Genomic DNA, 16437 nt, shown 5'->3' with positions numbered 1-16437 from the left:
TGGTCATAATAGAAGAAATGAAAAGCCTAACTATGATATGACAGTCGGTGCGCACACAAGTATTTAAAATTTCCTATGCATGAACTTCAGAAGAAACAACTCCTATTTCAAGAGCTGACGTTAACCCTTCATACGTAGCTTCTTCAATGGTACGAGGTGCTAAACAATCCCCGATTTGTCGAACAACTGGAGCCATACCTTTCACTTGTTCAAAAAGCTCAAAATTTGGTACTCGTCCCATCGCAAGTACAATTGTATCCCAGTCGTTTATCAGTTCAATCTCATGAGTAAAAAGATTTCTCAATTTGACCTGGTTATTATGAATACCACCAAAATCATAATGCGGACGAACGTCCACCTTTAATTGATAGAGTCTTTTTAGATATTCATTTACTAGATATGAATGTAGTTCTTTTCCAATGTGAACCTTAGCGGAAAACAAGGAAACATCGTGATTTTTCTCTTTCAAATGTATAGCTGCTTCTATTCCTGGCCAATCGCCAATTAAATCAAATACCAATACCCGCTTTCCAATTTGGATAGAGTTTCTACCGAAAATGTCATCAACTGTTATGATTCTCGGGTCATCGATGCCTTCTACATGTGGAAAGTATGGTCTTGATCCTATTGCGCATATAATAACATCTGGTTTTATCTCTGTTATTTTCTCAGGGGTAATTTTCTTTCCAAGCTGGACGTCTATCTTACTTTTTGATAGCTTTCTTTTATAATTGTCTATCATCGTTTCAGCTACTTCATGTCGCATTGGAGCCTTTCTCATTTTTCTCAGTAATCCGCCAATCTCATCACTTTGTTCAACTAATATTACTTCATGTCCTTCACCATCGGCAGTTAATGCAGCATGTAATCCAGCAGGACCTGCACCAATGACAAGTACTTTTTGTTTTACTTTTACACTTTGGACAAGCGGTAATAATTCTTTTTCTTTACCAGCCATCGGATTTTGAACGCATCCAATAGGGAGGCCTTTAGAGTAATGTCCAATGCAAGCTTGAATACAACCTAAACATGCATCAATTGAATGTAAATCCCCTCTCATTGCTTTATTTGGTAATTCAGGATCTACAATTAAAGCTCGAGTCATTCCAACAACATCCGCTTTTCCTGAACCAACAATCCGATCTGCTTCCATAGGGTCTATGATTCTTGAGCCGACAAAAACTGGAACCGCTCCAGCCATCCGAATTTTAAATGAATGTGAAGAATTATAAGCATGTTTGATTGGGGAAGGTGGAACGATATGAGTCGAACCTGCATATGTACTTGAGTCACCAGATGTTACATTTATAAAATCTACTCTAACGTTTTCAACTAAATGCTCGACGATTTTCACCGCATCTGTTACATTCGTGCCATCCATTGTCATTTCATCTGCACTCATTCGAATTCCTACAGTAAAATCTTCACCAACTTTTCCCCAGATTCGTTGTACTATTTCTACTATAAAACGCATTCGATTCTCAAAGGTACCACCGTATTTATCTGTGCGATAGTTCGTATGACTAGACCAAAATTGAGCTGGTAAATAACCATGGGAGCAACAAACTTCTACTCCGTCAAGACCAGCTTTTTTAGCTAATAAAGCTGAATAAGCATATCCTTCTATGACATCTTTAATTTCATCAATGTTCATCGGTCTAGGCATTATTCCAAATCGAAAACTTGGTTCAGAAGACGGTGCCCAAGCAGCATTACGATAATCGCTTGATACGACTTCTCTACCTCCATGAAATAATTGACTAAAAACTTTCGTGCCATATTGATGAAGTTGTTTAGCAATTTCTGCATAAGCTGGTACCACTTTTTCATCAAATCCCGCAATCGTATGTGAAGTCAGCATGCCCGATGAGTGAACCGCAGCCGCTTCAAGAATAATAAGTCCAGCCCCTCCCTTCGCACGGGCAACATGATAGGCAATCATTTCAGGAGTAGGAATGCCATTTTCTACATAATTCGTTTGATGTGCTGTCGATAAAATTCTATTTTTAAGTTCTGTATTTCCAATCGTCACTTTTGAGAATAGGTGTTTAAAGTCAGTCATAATTGAACCACTTCCTTTCTCCTAAAATAAATAATTCGTTATACATTTTCTCAGAAATTAGTAAGCATCTGATCGTTCTTTTCTACTACAAATTTAGGTTTTCTTGTAACTCTACTTACTACTAGCGTTACTGCAAAATTAATAACCATTACAACTAAACCAACATCAATATCTTGTACGACATGAGGAAAAGAGGGAAACAGAGTTGCTAGCGTAGTACCAGTTAAAGTGGAATACGTAACAGCTGCAACACCAATGATGATTCCAGCAGAAGCTCCTTGAACTGTTACTGGATTCTTTTTCCAAAGACTAAAATACAATGCAGGGAACAATTGTGCCATAAAGCTGTACGCCATAATATACAGTGTCATAATCGTATCGCCACCATTTAAGGTGAAATAAAGTGTCACTAGTGCAATAATTGGAACTAGAATCCTAGTTAATTTTATAAGCTGATCATCTGTTGTATTTGGTTTCAAAACCTTGTAAACATTTTTCGATAAGATTGTAGTTGCAGAAGTTAAAACTAACGAACTTGGAATAAGTGCAGCTAAAGCGCCCGATGCACCAATAATTCCTACAAACCAAGGATCAAATGAAATCTTTGCGAGTTTAAATAAAGCTAAATCCACATCTCCACCTTTTAAAGTTGGAGCTTTTAAAATTGCAGCGAATCCAACAAATAGAGAGAAGACAATAATAATTTGATAGATTGGCATAAATGCAGCATTCCATCGAAGAGCTTTTGCACTCTTTGAAGAAAAAACACCCATAAGCATATGAGGAAACATGTAGAAAGAGAGTGCTAGCATGATACTAGTTGTAATAAACCAAGAAACACTTAAACCTTTATCTGGAAATATCAATAAATCAGGTTTAGCAGTTTGGATTGCCTGAAACATCGGCTGAAAACCACCGTAATAATGTACAGGAAAATAGATCCCTAAGAAGATTACAACAAATAAAATCAAAAAGTCTTTAATAACGGCCGTCCAAGCTGAACCATGAATGCCCGAAACCGTTACATAAATTGTGATCGCAAAGACAGCAATCGTAATAGCAATACTTTGAGGGATTTTTCCATATGAAGCCTCAGAAACAATAATACCCAACCCTTTTAACTGCATTGTTAAATATGGAATGATTGAAATAATACTAATAACTGAAACAAGAACACCAAGTGCTGAACTATTATACTTTTTCGTATAAAAATCAGATTGTGATACAACGTTATTTTCTTTTGCATATTTCCAAACAGGAGGTAACAGCCAATAAGCTATAATAAAATAGAAGGCATTAAAAGCATAGACTGCCGGCATTCCAAAAGAATAGGCACTTCCCGATGCCCCCATAAAAGTAAATGTCGTAAACATTTCTCCTGCCAACAATAGAAAAACAAAAAGAGAACCAAAACCTCGTCCACCAATTGACCACTGTTCAAAGGTCATTTCTTTACCCTTACGTGCTTGTAAGCCTAACCAAATTGATAAAGCTAGAAAGCCAAGGATAACAATTAAGGCTGAATTCACTATTGATCGCCCCCTTTATTAGCGGGATCTAGTTTATTCACAATTAATAAAAATATAGCCGTAAGAAAAACCCATAATATCGTCCAAAATAAAACAAACGGCATTCCAAGAACATATGGCTCAACCTTATTAATAACCGAGAGTGAACCAATAGCTGGTATCGCACTTAATACATACAATAATTTTTTCATTTGATACCCTCCTTTTTTAAACGACTAGATTAATAGGTAAAAATATAATTTAAGCGTTTTCAAAAATAAAAAAAGAAAAGCTGAGTATGATTCATTTGAATTTTTTATTATGAATTCGAATACTTAGCTTTTTAAAACACAAATTCCCACTATTTATCTGATTTCAAAAACTGTCTTCTCGAGTAATAATCTTTTTTCTCAAGAAACTAGATTATAAGTCAATTGCTTCTTTAATCAATTCGTGGAAGTGCTGCATCGCGTTCTCAGTTGGAGAATAAATTCCATTTTCAAAAGCTTTAGAATGTAAACCTGTTTGCAACAATTCTACTAAATCAAAATCCTCTTCTCGGACTTGATCAACAAATTTAATCATTTCTTCTTCTTCTTTCGAAATTTCTTCATTCATAAAGAAATAGCGATAGACTGCTAACGTTTGGTTGGCATCAATTGGGATCAATTGTGTTGTCGTCATATTTCCACTTCCAGGGAATACACTCATCATCATATTTGGCCAAATCCAGTAAAAACGAGTTAAGCTGTCATCTTGGTTCTTAACATTTGAACACTGGTAAGAGAATTTATCACAAGGAACGATGCTGTAATTCGATAAATCAAAAGTTTTCGAGAATGAAGGATGTGCCACTGGACAATGATCACACTCTAAGAAATTATCAACTACCGCTTTCCAATTTGCTTTAATCAAACGACGGTTTTCTTTTACTAATTGTAATGAATCCAGGAAAGAATAACGGTTTAGTTCATTTATTAATTCTTCATATTCAACAGAAAAAGCTTTGGCATTTCGATCCAAGTTTACAAATATCATAGAGCGCTGAATTTCTAATTGGACCGACTTTAAGCAGTTATATTCTCCTAAATCAATATTTTTAAAGTTTGGTGCTCTATTTACATGCCCATCTAAATTAAAGGTCCAACCATGATAAATACATTGTAGGATCTTTTTATTACCTGTTTCACTTTGCTCCACCTTTGTACCACGATGTGGGCAAATATTATAAAACGCACGTATTTTACCATCATTAGCATGTGTTACTAAAATAGATTCACCAGCAACCTCAAAAGTAAAAAAATCACCGACGTTTTTAACTTGACTTGTATGACCTACGAAGATCCAATTTTTACTAAAAATCTCTTTTCTTTCTGTATCGAATACCTCTTGGCTGACATATGTTTTATACGGCAATGAAGTTTGTAAAGTATGTGCTGTTTCCTTTGTAGACATAATAATGATTCCTCCCTTGGTTAATGATTTTTTAGATTTCATCTGAAACTGAATCCATCCTTTATTAATTAACTCTTGCAAGATTTATGCCAATTTTGATATAGCTTTACTATAAGGAGATACCACTAATTATCTATTTCCAAATCAAAATAATTATCTTATAATTTACTCAATTCAGTCAATTTTAACTCAACTTGCTATTTTGCGAGATTAGAAAATCTTTTTAGAGGAGGTTACGTTTTGCCAAATACAACAAATGACAAACTAAAACTTGAGTTCAGTAATGAGATCCTACAAAAAATATTGGACAATTCTCCAAATGAATTTTATGTACTTGATAAAGATGCTCGTATCGTGTATATAAACAAGGCTTGTGAAAGACATTATGGTATTAAACTAAAAGACGTCGTCGGAAAATCAAACGATGAATTAATTTCAAAAGAATATTGGAAGCCTCTTATTCTCCCACGTTTATTTAAAGAAAAGAAAACGGTCATAATGAAACAAATCAGTTATGTTGGCAAGGAAATCATCACAACAGCCATCCCTTTATTGAATGATCAGCAGGAAATTGAGCTAATTATCACCACTTCACAAGATGCAAGCTATAAAGATTTATACTTACCCGATGAGCAAGAAATAAATGAAGTAGATCAAGCTGCAATTTATAAAAATAATATTATTACGAATAACAAAGAAATGAGTAATATCGTTAAGATTTGTGAAAAGGTTGCTAAAGTAGATGCAACAGTATTAATTCAAGGAGAATCTGGTACAGGAAAAGGAGTAATCGCAAAATACATACATCAGAAGAGCAATCGAAATAAAGCACCTTTTTTATCTTTAAACTGTGCAACCATTCCGGAAGAACTATTAGAATCAGAGCTTTTCGGATACAAAGATGGAGCGTTTACTGGAGCAACAAAAGGTGGCAAACAAGGACTTTTAGAACTTGCAGACGGAGGAACCGTATTTTTAGATGAGATTGGGGATATATCACCTAAGGTTCAAGCAAAGCTTCTAAAAGTGATTCAAGAATTTGAATTTATGCCTGTTGGAGGCAAACAATCAAAAAAAGTCAATATTCGCATCCTTTCTGCTACGAATCGAAACTTATATGAAATGGTACAGAATAAGGAATTTAGAGAAGACTTATATTATCGCCTACATGTAGTTAATTTAAAAATACCTCCACTACGCGAAAGAAAAGAAGATATCATTCCACTAACCTACCATTTTCTTTCCGAGTTTAATAGAAAACACCAAATGAATACGATCATTTCTGAAGAAGCTTTGAATACTTTTTACAACTATTCATGGCCTGGGAATATTCGACAGTTAGAAAATATGCTTGAAAGCCTAGTCGTAACAAGTGATGGCATTATAAAAGTGCAGGACTTGACTGATCTATTAATTGAAAATAAAAAAGAGAGTCCGGTCAATGAAGAAAAAAGTGATTGCTCGCTTCTATCTTCTCTAGAAGAAGTTGAGAAAAACATAGTAATTAATTCTTATACAAAATTTAGGAATACAAGAAAAGTAGCAGATGATTTAGAAATCAGCCAGTCAAAAGCAGCTAGATTAGTTCGTAAATATTGTAGTGATTTAGACTTTTACAAATAAATGTGAAAATACAAAAATGCCCGGTAAATAGCCGGGTATTTTTGCATTGAAGGTCCATGAATATAATACAGATAGATGCTGAATATAACTTCCTCATAGAGGGGGCATGTGGAAGTATTAAAGCTAAATACTCTAATTTACTTCCTCATAGAGAGATCATGAGGAAGTTAAAAAGCTAAATACTCTAATTTACTTCCTCATAGAGGGGTCATGCGGAAGTATAAAAGATAAATACTCTAATTTACTTCCTCATAGAGGGGGCATGTGGAAGTATTAAAGCTGAATACTCTAATTTACTTCTTCATAGAGGGCTCATGAGGAAGTATAAAAGCTAAATACTCTAATTTACTTCCTCATAGAGGGGTCATGCGGATGTATAAAAGATAAATACTCTAATTTACTTCCTCATAAAGAGTTCATGTGGAAGTATAAAAGCTAAATACTCTAATTTACTTCCTCATAGAGGGGCCATGTGGAAGTATTAAAGCTAAATACTCTAATTTACTTCCTCATAAAGGGTTCATGTGGAAGTATAAAAGCTAAATACTCTAATTTACTTCCTCATAGAGGGTTCATGTGGAAGTATAAAAGCTAAATACTCTAATTTACTTCCTCATAAAGAGTTCATGTGGAAGTATAAAAGCTAAATACTCTAATTTACTTCCTCATAAACGGGGCATGAGGAAGTATAAAAGCTAAATACTCTAATTTACTTCCACATAGAGGGTTCATGTGGAAGTAGATACAAAAAAGGTGCACATAAGTCAATTAACCTGACTTATAGGCAGCCCTTTTATTTTTCAGCCTGACTGATTACAATTGATCCATATAAACCGTTTTAACTTGTGTATAAAAGTCTATTGCTGTCTTACCTTGTTCGCGGGACCCAGTGCTTGAATTTTTGATTCCGCCAAAAGGTACTTGTGGCTCTGATCCTGCTGTTTCATTGTTTACATGCACAAGACCAACTTCAATGTCTTCAACAAAACGCTGTGCAATTGTAAAATTGTTTGTACAAATTGCTGCACTTAATCCATATTCAGTATCATTAGCCATCTCTACTGCTTCCTCATAGTTTTTCACTTTAAAGAGTGCTATTACAGGTCCGAAAATTTCTTCTCTGGCAATACGAGCATCCTGGGAGACGTCTTCAAAGACTGTGGGCTGTACATAGAAACCATTTTTTAGTTCTTCATCCGCAGGAACTTCTCCACCGCATAATAGAGTTGCCTCGTCTTTTCCAGCTTCAATCATGGCAAGTACACCGTCAAGTTGTGATTGAGAAACAGCTGGACCGACAAACGTATCTTCATGAAGTGGATTTCCAACTTTTAATGTTTTTGTACGTTCTACAAGCCTGTCACGGAATTTTTCATAAATAGCTTCTTCCACAATCACCCTACTCGTTGCTGTACACTTTTGACCAGTAGATCTGAAAGCACCGCTCACGGCAATTTCAATTGCTTTTTCTATATCTGCATCAGCAAGTACGATCAGTGGATTCTTCCCACCTAATTCCATTTGTACTTTCTTTCCTTTTGTTGTAGCCTTCTGCTGAATCTGATTACCAACCTGATTAGATCCTGTAAATGAGATTGCTTTTATATAAGGATGTTCTACTAATTCTGTACCAACGACAGAACCTCTACCAAATACACAGTTTACAACCCCTGCTGGAATACCCGCCTCATCAAGCGCTTTTATAACATGGTAAACAGATTTTGGAGTCAAATCCGCTGGTTTAATAACTACCGTATTTCCGTAAACAAGTGCAGGAGCCAATTTCCACACGGGAATTGCAATTGGAAAATTCCATGGAGTAATCAATCCAATTGGCCCAATAGGCGTTCGAGTTGTATATAAAAAGGTATTTGTATTACCTGAAGGAATTACTTCTCCAACTGGCTGCCTCGCTTCACCTGCAAAATATTCAAGGATACTTATTGCACGCTGTGTTTCTCCAATACCCTCAGCAAGTGTTTTCCCTTCTTCTAGTGTTAAATCACGCCCTATTTCATGAACTTTTGCTTTTAATAAATCTGCTGCTTTTTGGAGGTATGAAGCTCGTTGTTGGTATGAAAGTTTCTTCCATGATAAAAAGGCGGTTTTCGCTGCAAGAATAGCTTGTCGTGCATCCTCTTGTGTACTTGAAGGAAATTCTCCTAATGACTCTCCATTATGCGGACTGTAATTTTCCCGATATTCACCTAGCGTAGGCTGTTTCCATTGTCCATTAATATAGTTTTCATAACGCATATCGTTTCCCCCAATTAGATTTTTTTCACTAATTAAATAAAGAGCCTATTATTTACTATAAGATAAATTCATTTTTGACTTATCTTGACCAGCAGATAAAATCTTCGGATTAGTTACAACTTCGATAACAGCTGGACGTCCCGATGATAATGCCCTCTTAAGTGCCGGCGCAAAATCAGTATTTTTTTCGACCTTCTGACCGTATGCTCCAAATAAACTCGCAAGCTCTGCAAAGTTCGGATTAGACAACTCTGTTCCAATTACCCGATCTGGAAAATGCTTTTCTTGATGTGTTCGAATTGTTCCATACATATTGTTGTTTATCACAATCGAAATGACAGGAATGTTGTAACGTACGGCAGTTTCAATTTCCTGAAGCGTCATCATGAAGCCCCCATCTCCTGAGAAGGAAACAACTGTTTTATGCGGCTGAGCGAGTTTTGCACCAATAGCAGCAGGCAATCCATACCCCATCGCTCCAGATGTTGGTCCGACATATGTATTTTCATACTCAAAGCGATAATATCGGGATAGCCACCCAAAGAAGTTCCCTGCATCATTCGTAATAATCGTATCTTTAGGAAGATGCGAGACGATATCATACATAAAACCATCCAGATCTACAAATTCGTCCGTGTAATCTTCCTTCGCCTTTGAAAAGTTCATGTATTCGTTATGAAGCATATCTACTCGCATTTCATCTGAATTTAATGGCGTAGACAAAGCAATTGTTAATGCTTCTACTAAAAAAGCTTTTGCATCAGCTGTAACTGCCAAAGAAGGAGCATAAACTTTTCCGAACACATCCTCTGAAATATCAATGTGAATCAGTTTTCCTTTTCCTGAAAGCAATGAATAATCTTGCGTTCCTACTTGGGAAAATCTTGTACCTAATGCGATCACTAAGTCTGCATTGTCAATCACTTCAAGTAAATACTTTGGTGTTCCAAAGCCAAGCCAGCCTGCGTAACAAGGATGTGAATTTGGAAACGCATCGAAACGACGGAATGCTGTAACGACAGGGATTTGAACTCTTTCAGCAAATTTAACTAATAAAGGGACAGCTTGTGAACGAATGACTCCCCCACCAGCTATAAGAATCGGCCGTTTGGCATTTTGAATCATTTCTACTACTTGCTGAACACTCTCTTTATGTGGACGAGCCGGCTGTGACTGATAGACTGGGATTTCTACCATTTCGGCTGTCTCTTCTAGCATGTCATGAGGTAATGCTACTAACACAGGACCAGGGCGACCTGAACGAGCAATATGAAATGCACGATGTAAAAGCTCTGGAATTCGTTCTACTTGATCAATCTCCACTGTCCATTTGCACAAATGGCTAAACATCCCAACAAGATTGACCTCTTGAAATGCTTCCTTTTCTTTAAAAGGACGCTCTACTTGTCCTATAAGTGCAACTAGCGGGGTGGAATCTTGACTGGCAGTATGAATTCCAATCGCCAAGTTTGAAGCACCAACACCACGAGTTGCCATACACACACCTACTTCACCCGATGCTTTTGCATACCCTTCCGCCATAAATGAGGCTCCACCTTCATGTCGAGCTGATATCAAGCTAATTTCCGGATGTTCATATAGCGCATCCATAACACCTAGATAACTCTCACCAGGTACACAAAAAACTTTATTTACCCCTTCTTTTGCCATAACATTGACTACTGCTTTTCCACCGCTAATTTTCATTACGAAACACTCCCTTCTCCTATGCAATTACATTAGAACACTATCGATCAATCTATTTTCTACTCAAATTTTTTATTAAGATTTAACAGTTTCTACATTAACCTCTTCGAATGGCCAAGCTGGAAGCATTTTTCTTAAAACTTTATCTTCCCTATAACCTAGGTCATATTCAGCCTGCATAATTGTATGAACCTCTCTTGTTCCTTCATAAATGACTGGTGCTTTTGAATTTCTTAAATAACGCTCTACTGGGAATTCATTTGAAAATCCATATGCACCATGAATTTGTACAGCATCATTAGCTGCCTCATTTGCTGCATTACAAGAAATCCATTTTGCTAGTGATGTTTCTCTAGTGTTACGTTTTCCACTATTTTTTAACCAGCCAGCTTTATAGACTAGTAGACGGGAGATTTCAAGATTTGAAGACATTTTAGCGATCATTTGTTGTACTAATTGATGTTTTCCGATTTCTTTTCCAAAGGTTTTTCGCTCATGACAATATTTTACGCTTGCTTCAAGTGATGCTTGAATCAATCCACAAGCACCAGCTGCTACTGTAAATCTTCCATTATCAAGCGCTGACATTGCAATTTTAAACCCTTCACCTTCGAATCCTAATAGGTTCTCAGCTGGTACTCTGACATCATCTAAAAATACTTCCCCAGTGTTTCCAGCTCTAATTCCCATTTTCCCCTTAATTGGTTTTGTAGTAACCCCTTCATAAGTACGTTCTACGATAAAGCAAGAAATTCCGTGATGCTTTAAATCATGATTTGTTTTTGCAAAGATTAAGAAATGATCAGCTACATCACATAAAGAGATCCATGTTTTTGATCCGTTTAAGATATAACTATCACCATCTTTTACTGCTGTTGTCGCCATTGCTACTACATCAGATCCTGCATTTGGCTCTGTTAACCCAAATGCGCCGATTTTCTTCCCTCGCGCTTGAGGAACTAGATACTTTTTCTTTTGTTCTTCAGTTCCCCACTGTAATAATGTCATGCTATTTAATCCCGTATGTACTGAAACAGCCGTACGGAAAGCAGTATCCCCGCGCTCTAGTTCCTCGCATACGATTGCTAAAGTATTATAGTCCATTCCAACTCCACCATATTGTTCTGGAATACATACACCCATTAGTTCCAATTCAGAAAGTCGTTTTAGAATATTTACTTCAAAATGTCCTTTTTCATCCCATTCCTTTATAAATGGTATAATTTCACGATCTACAAACGATCTAACTACCTTTCTTACACTTTTTTGCTCTTCTGTTAATGAAAAATTCATTTTATTTCCTCCTCAAATTGTATTATTTCGTTTCATTTCCTCTATTTCTAATTGTGAATAACCAAGTTTACTCATCACTTCATCAGTATGTTCTCCATGCAATGGAGGATGTCTTACTACTTCAACAGGTGTTTTTGATAATTTTAATGGTGAACCAACTAACTTTAGATCATCTATGAATGGATGATTTACTTCTAGCACCATATCCCTTGATCTAGCTTGTTCAGACTGCAGGGCTTCACTTACTTTATAAATCGGTCCATTTGGAATACCAATTTTATCTAAGAGAACTTTCCACTCATTTTTACTTTTTATTTTTATTTTATTTGAAATTAATTCCTCAATTTCTTTTCTATACTGCAATCGACCAGCATTAGTCCTATATAATTCATCTAATAAATTCGGTTCTTCAATAAGTAACGCAAATCGATTAAACTGATGATCATTACCGACGGCGATCACCATCTCACCATCACTAGCTGAAAAAACTTGATACGGAACAATATTAGGGTGATAATTTCCTAGTCTCTCCGGAATGGCACCACTACATAAATAATTGCTAGCCACATTTACTAAAGCAGCCAATTGAGAGTCAAATAGCGAGATGTCAATTTCTTGTCCTTCCCCTGTACGATTTCGATTTTGTAATGAGGCAAGAATTCCAATACATGTAAATAACCCCGTTAATACGTCTGAAATGGCAACTCCCACTTTTGTTGGTTCGGCATCTTTCTCTCCAGTAATGCTCATTAAACCAGACATCGCCTGAATGATATAATCATATCCAGGAAGTGAAGAGTTAGGTCCTCCGCTACCAAATCCACTAATTGATGCAAGAATAATATCTTCTTTCATCGTCTTCATTTCTTCATAGGAAAAACCTAGTTTTGCTAAAGTTCCAGGTTTAAAGTTTTGGACGACAACATCAGCTTCAGAAATAAGTTTTTTTAAAACCTCTTGCCCCTTATCATCCTTTAAATTTAAAGTAATCCCTTGCTTGTTTCGATTAGCACATAAATAATAAGCACTTTCTCCTTCTACAAATGGTGGCCCCCATCCTCGTGTTTCATCCCCACCACTAATACTTTCAATTTTGATTACCTCAGCCCCAAGATCCCCAAGGATCATCGTACAAAAGGGACCCGCTAGTACTCTAGTTAAATCAATAATTTTGATACCATGTAATGCCCCCGGCAATTTGATCACCTCTTCATTGATTTTCTTTCGCATATTCTAGTTTCCATTGGGCAATTAAAATGGTTACAAATGTATTTTTGTTATTGCGTGTATATAGAAAATTTAAGGTATAAAAGCCCTCCATTTTCGTTATACTCTTTACAATGCAAAACCCATGCCAACTTCGAAATTCCTATTATTATTAAATGTGGGCAGTATTTAAGGATCTAATTAGTGAAAAATGAAATTAAAATCCACTCAAAACCGTCATTTTTAACTCATTCAAAAAATTTGCTACTTGTGAATCTATTAACCTAGTTCATAAATATAAGAGGCTGTCGAAATAGCCTATAAATGATAAAAACCCACAAAGAAATTTGTTTTCTTTGTGGGCTTTAGTATTTTTAATTTCTTTTAACACTCAATATAATCTCTAACTGTAGGCTCAAAAAGTTCGCAAGCAATATCTCTTTGATATCGTTTTTGCTTCTTAGATTCTTTAAATAAGTTAAAGGTATTCTTTCTGCTTAATCTTTCAATATCATCGATAACTGTCTGAGGTTCAGGTTTCACTAATCCAAAAATAACGGCGTCATAAAATCTAATTGCGCCTAAGTTCGCTACAAAATCATTCACCACATCGATTCCTCTTTGTTTGATAATCTGATCTCCCTCAGCCGAGATTGGAATATTTGCAGCCTCTACAATTAAACTCGCCTTTACTTTACTAGCATTTGATACATTAATGACATCCTCTAAAGCTGCCGGAATCAAGATGTCACACTCTACATCAAGCCACTCAGTGTTGCTTCTTACCACATAGTTCGAATCAAAAAACTCCCGATTCATTTCTCCATGTGAATTTTTGTGGTCGATTAACTTCTGTACATCTAACCCCTCTTCACATGTAACTAGTAGATTTGCATCAGAAATGCCGACAATTTTATAACCTAACTGTGATAATTTCAACGCACAACTTGCTCCTACACAACCAAATCCTTGAATAACTACTTTCGCTACTTTATTTTCACCTTTAAATTTCCATGCTTCGTCTGCGCAAAAAGCAACACCGTAGCCTGTTACAGCATCATTTAGAAGGAAACAATCTATTTTAGAAGCTAGCAGATTATTAAAATCTTTTATTCCATTTTGAACACTTACATCTTCCTTCATCGATTTTGTTAAAGGTATTCCTACATTAAATTCATCAAATACTCTTAATACATCCTCATACTTCGTACCTAAATCACTTCCTAAAGATACTCCGGCTTCTACATATGGCATCATCGCAATCAAAAATCTTCTTAATACGTCATACGCATCCGGGGCTTTATAATCATAAGCAATACCAGCTTTACACCCACCTGTAGTGATACTTTCTGAAGCCATATATTTGTAAGCCATTGCCTCTGCCAAACGTTCAACTTCTTCCCTTGTCACTGTTGGATGCATTCTTGTCCCGCCACCAGCATACCCTTTGACAAAGTTATGTACTACTAACCACCCTTTTGCATCTGTTTCACTATCATTCCACTCTACAACTAGGTAAGGTTTTTTCATACTAAATAGCCTCCTTTTAAGATGATCTTTTGCAATAGATTACTTGTGTAAGAATCTTAAGCTGTATGTATAATGGTCAAATACTCTGATGAGTTGGTACATCCCCATGATCCTTCTTAATACCGATCTTTCCTTTATTTTTTCCATGGCGTAAAAAGTAATAAAGATAACTTACACCCATGAAACCTAAACCACCTATTAAGGAAGAACGTTGAGTAGGATCAAAAGCCATAAATACTATGGAAATTCCACATAATACAATACATAGAATAGGTATTAATGGGAACAGTGGAACTTTGTACTTTAATTCCTTAACATTTCCACCATTTTTAATAAATTGTCTTCTAAAATTGTATTGCGACAAGGCAATTGCCATCCAACTGAATGTTCCAGCTAGTCCAGTTACAGAAAGCAGAACGACAAAAACTGTTTGTGCAGATACTACACTTGTAAGTAATGAAATTAGTGCAAAAAGAAGACTAAACAATACTGCATTAAACGGAACACCTCGAGAATTTACTTTACCTAAAGCTGCTGGTGCCATACCACTTTTAGAAAGTGACCAAAGCATACGAGAACATACATATAATCCTGAATTACCTACAGATAGCAACGCCGTTAAAATAACTAGATTCATAATATCAGCTGCATATGGAATACCTACACTATCAAATACTGCAACAAATGGACTTTCTACTACTCCTGCATGCCTCCACGGAATCAAAGCCGCTAATACTAAAATTGCTAATACATAAAAAATTAGGACACGAAAAATGATACTTCGAATTGCTTTAGGAAGAGTCTTTTCTGGTGCTTCACTCTCACCAGCTGCAATTCCAACAACTTCTGCACCCTGAAATGCAAATACTACCGCCATCATAGTTGAAAATATAGCTGAAAACCCATGTGGGAAAAGTCCACCATCTTTTGTAAAATTAGTTAACAAAGGTGCCGAACTACCTTTATGAACAAAACCAAATATGGTTGCTGCTCCAATCAGTATAAAAGCTATCACTGCAAATACTTTAATTCCCGCAAACCAAAATTCTGCCTCAGCGTAACCTTTTACACTAAGTATGTTTAAACCCAACAAAAGAACGATAAACACAAGACACCAGATCCAAACTGCTACATGTGGAAACCACCTTTGCATCAATATTCCAGCTGCAGTGAATTCAAGTCCAACAGTTGTTGCCCAACTAAGCCAATACATCCAGCCAATCGTAAATCCGGTACCAGGACCAATGTACTTCGTAGCATAAGTCTTAAATGAACCTGTAACTGGCATTGTAATTGATAGTTCACCTAAACAAACCATCACAAGGTACATCACCAATCCACCGAATAAATACGCAACAACCGCTCCCCCTGGACCAGCTTGATTAATCGTTAGACCTGAACCTAAAAATAAACCTGTACCGATTACTCCTCCGAGTGAAATCATAAACAAATGCCGACTTTTCATGGAACGTTGTAACTGACCTTTTTCATTAGAAGAATCCATAAATGCCCCACCTTTATTTTAGAATATTCAGAAAAAACAAAGCGAAATAATAGAAAAAGATAAAGCTAATAAAATACTATAAACTTTTTGCTTTTTGTAAACATTTACAATTTCTGATCATCTCAAAAAAATCACCGCAGAAACCGAACATAGTAATAGTTGTACCTACACTTATAAAGTAAAAATGAATAAGAAATTAAACACCTCCTATGTCTGGCCAATTAAAATCGGAAGTAACTACTTCCTCTTCTTAGTATTCATTAAGCAAAATTCATGCCAACAAAAAAACGTGG

At 36.1% G+C, this 16437-nt stretch carries 11 protein-coding genes; 1 reads left to right on the top strand and 10 read right to left on the bottom strand.

The features are described from left to right. Nucleotides 1-73 precede the first annotated feature (73 nt). From ABEY15_RS07205 to ABEY15_RS07190, 4 genes are all read right to left on the bottom strand, one after another. Entirely contained in the window at nucleotides 74-2062 is a 1989-nt protein-coding gene (locus ABEY15_RS07205) for an FAD-dependent oxidoreductase (protein WP_429889436.1), read from the bottom strand. Between the two features lie 50 nt (nucleotides 2063-2112). Next, on the bottom strand, nucleotides 2113-3591 hold the full coding sequence (locus ABEY15_RS07200) for a sodium:solute symporter family protein (RefSeq protein ID WP_429889435.1): 1479 nt from the start codon (nucleotides 3589-3591) through the stop codon (nucleotides 2113-2115). Continuing rightward, nucleotides 3591-3782 (bottom strand): DUF3311 domain-containing protein, encoded by a 192-nt coding sequence (locus tag ABEY15_RS07195; RefSeq protein WP_429889434.1) that lies wholly within the window; start codon nucleotides 3780-3782, stop codon nucleotides 3591-3593. Before ABEY15_RS07195 ends, ABEY15_RS07200 begins: the two co-directional genes overlap by 1 nt. 211 nt (nucleotides 3783-3993) lie before the next feature. Then, nucleotides 3994-5025, bottom strand: coding sequence for an aromatic ring-hydroxylating oxygenase subunit alpha (locus tag ABEY15_RS07190; protein WP_429889432.1), 1032 nt, complete (start codon nucleotides 5023-5025; stop codon nucleotides 3994-3996). 240 nt (nucleotides 5026-5265) lie between these two features. Between ABEY15_RS07190 and ABEY15_RS07185 the strand changes: the two genes are divergently transcribed. Continuing rightward, nucleotides 5266-6648 carry a sigma-54 interaction domain-containing protein gene (locus ABEY15_RS07185; RefSeq protein WP_429889430.1) on the top strand — a complete coding sequence of 461 codons (1383 nt, stop codon included), beginning with the start codon at nucleotides 5266-5268 and terminating at the stop codon, nucleotides 6646-6648. Nucleotides 6649-7461: 813 nt separating this feature from the next. On the opposite strand, the gene ABEY15_RS07180 is transcribed toward ABEY15_RS07185, so the two are convergent. The 6 genes from ABEY15_RS07180 to ABEY15_RS07155 all read right to left on the bottom strand — a co-directional run bounded on the left by ABEY15_RS07180 (nucleotide 7462) and on the right by ABEY15_RS07155 (nucleotide 16144). Further along, a complete protein-coding gene (locus tag ABEY15_RS07180; RefSeq protein ID WP_429889428.1) occupies nucleotides 7462-8904 on the bottom strand; it encodes an aldehyde dehydrogenase family protein in 1443 nt (480 codons plus the stop codon). Between the two features lie 48 nt (nucleotides 8905-8952). After that, nucleotides 8953-10611: a thiamine pyrophosphate-dependent enzyme gene (locus ABEY15_RS07175; protein WP_429889426.1), complete on the bottom strand. Its 1659-nt coding sequence runs from the start codon at nucleotides 10609-10611 to the stop codon at nucleotides 8953-8955. A gap of 75 nt (nucleotides 10612-10686) precedes the next feature. Continuing rightward, nucleotides 10687-11904: an acyl-CoA dehydrogenase family protein gene (locus tag ABEY15_RS07170; RefSeq protein WP_429889424.1), complete on the bottom strand. Its 1218-nt coding sequence runs from the start codon at nucleotides 11902-11904 to the stop codon at nucleotides 10687-10689. Nucleotides 11905-11916: 12 nt separating this feature from the next. Further along, the gene (locus ABEY15_RS07165; protein ID WP_429889652.1) at nucleotides 11917-13101 is read right to left on the bottom strand and encodes a CaiB/BaiF CoA transferase family protein; all 1185 of its coding nucleotides are present in this window, start codon (nucleotides 13099-13101) and stop codon (nucleotides 11917-11919) included. A 393-nt stretch (nucleotides 13102-13494) separates the two neighbouring features. Beyond that, nucleotides 13495-14640 carry a Glu/Leu/Phe/Val family dehydrogenase gene (locus ABEY15_RS07160; protein WP_429889422.1) on the bottom strand — a complete coding sequence of 382 codons (1146 nt, stop codon included), beginning with the start codon at nucleotides 14638-14640 and terminating at the stop codon, nucleotides 13495-13497. A gap of 76 nt (nucleotides 14641-14716) precedes the next feature. Continuing rightward, nucleotides 14717-16144, bottom strand: coding sequence for an amino acid permease (locus ABEY15_RS07155; protein ID WP_429889420.1), 1428 nt, complete (start codon nucleotides 16142-16144; stop codon nucleotides 14717-14719). Nucleotides 16145-16437: the final 293 nt, after the last annotated feature.

The organism is Gottfriedia acidiceleris, assembly GCF_050457485.1.
Classification (GTDB): Bacteria; Bacillota; Bacilli; order Bacillales; family Bacillaceae_G; genus Gottfriedia; species Gottfriedia acidiceleris_D.
This window is presented reverse-complemented; position numbering and strand designations above follow the sequence as displayed.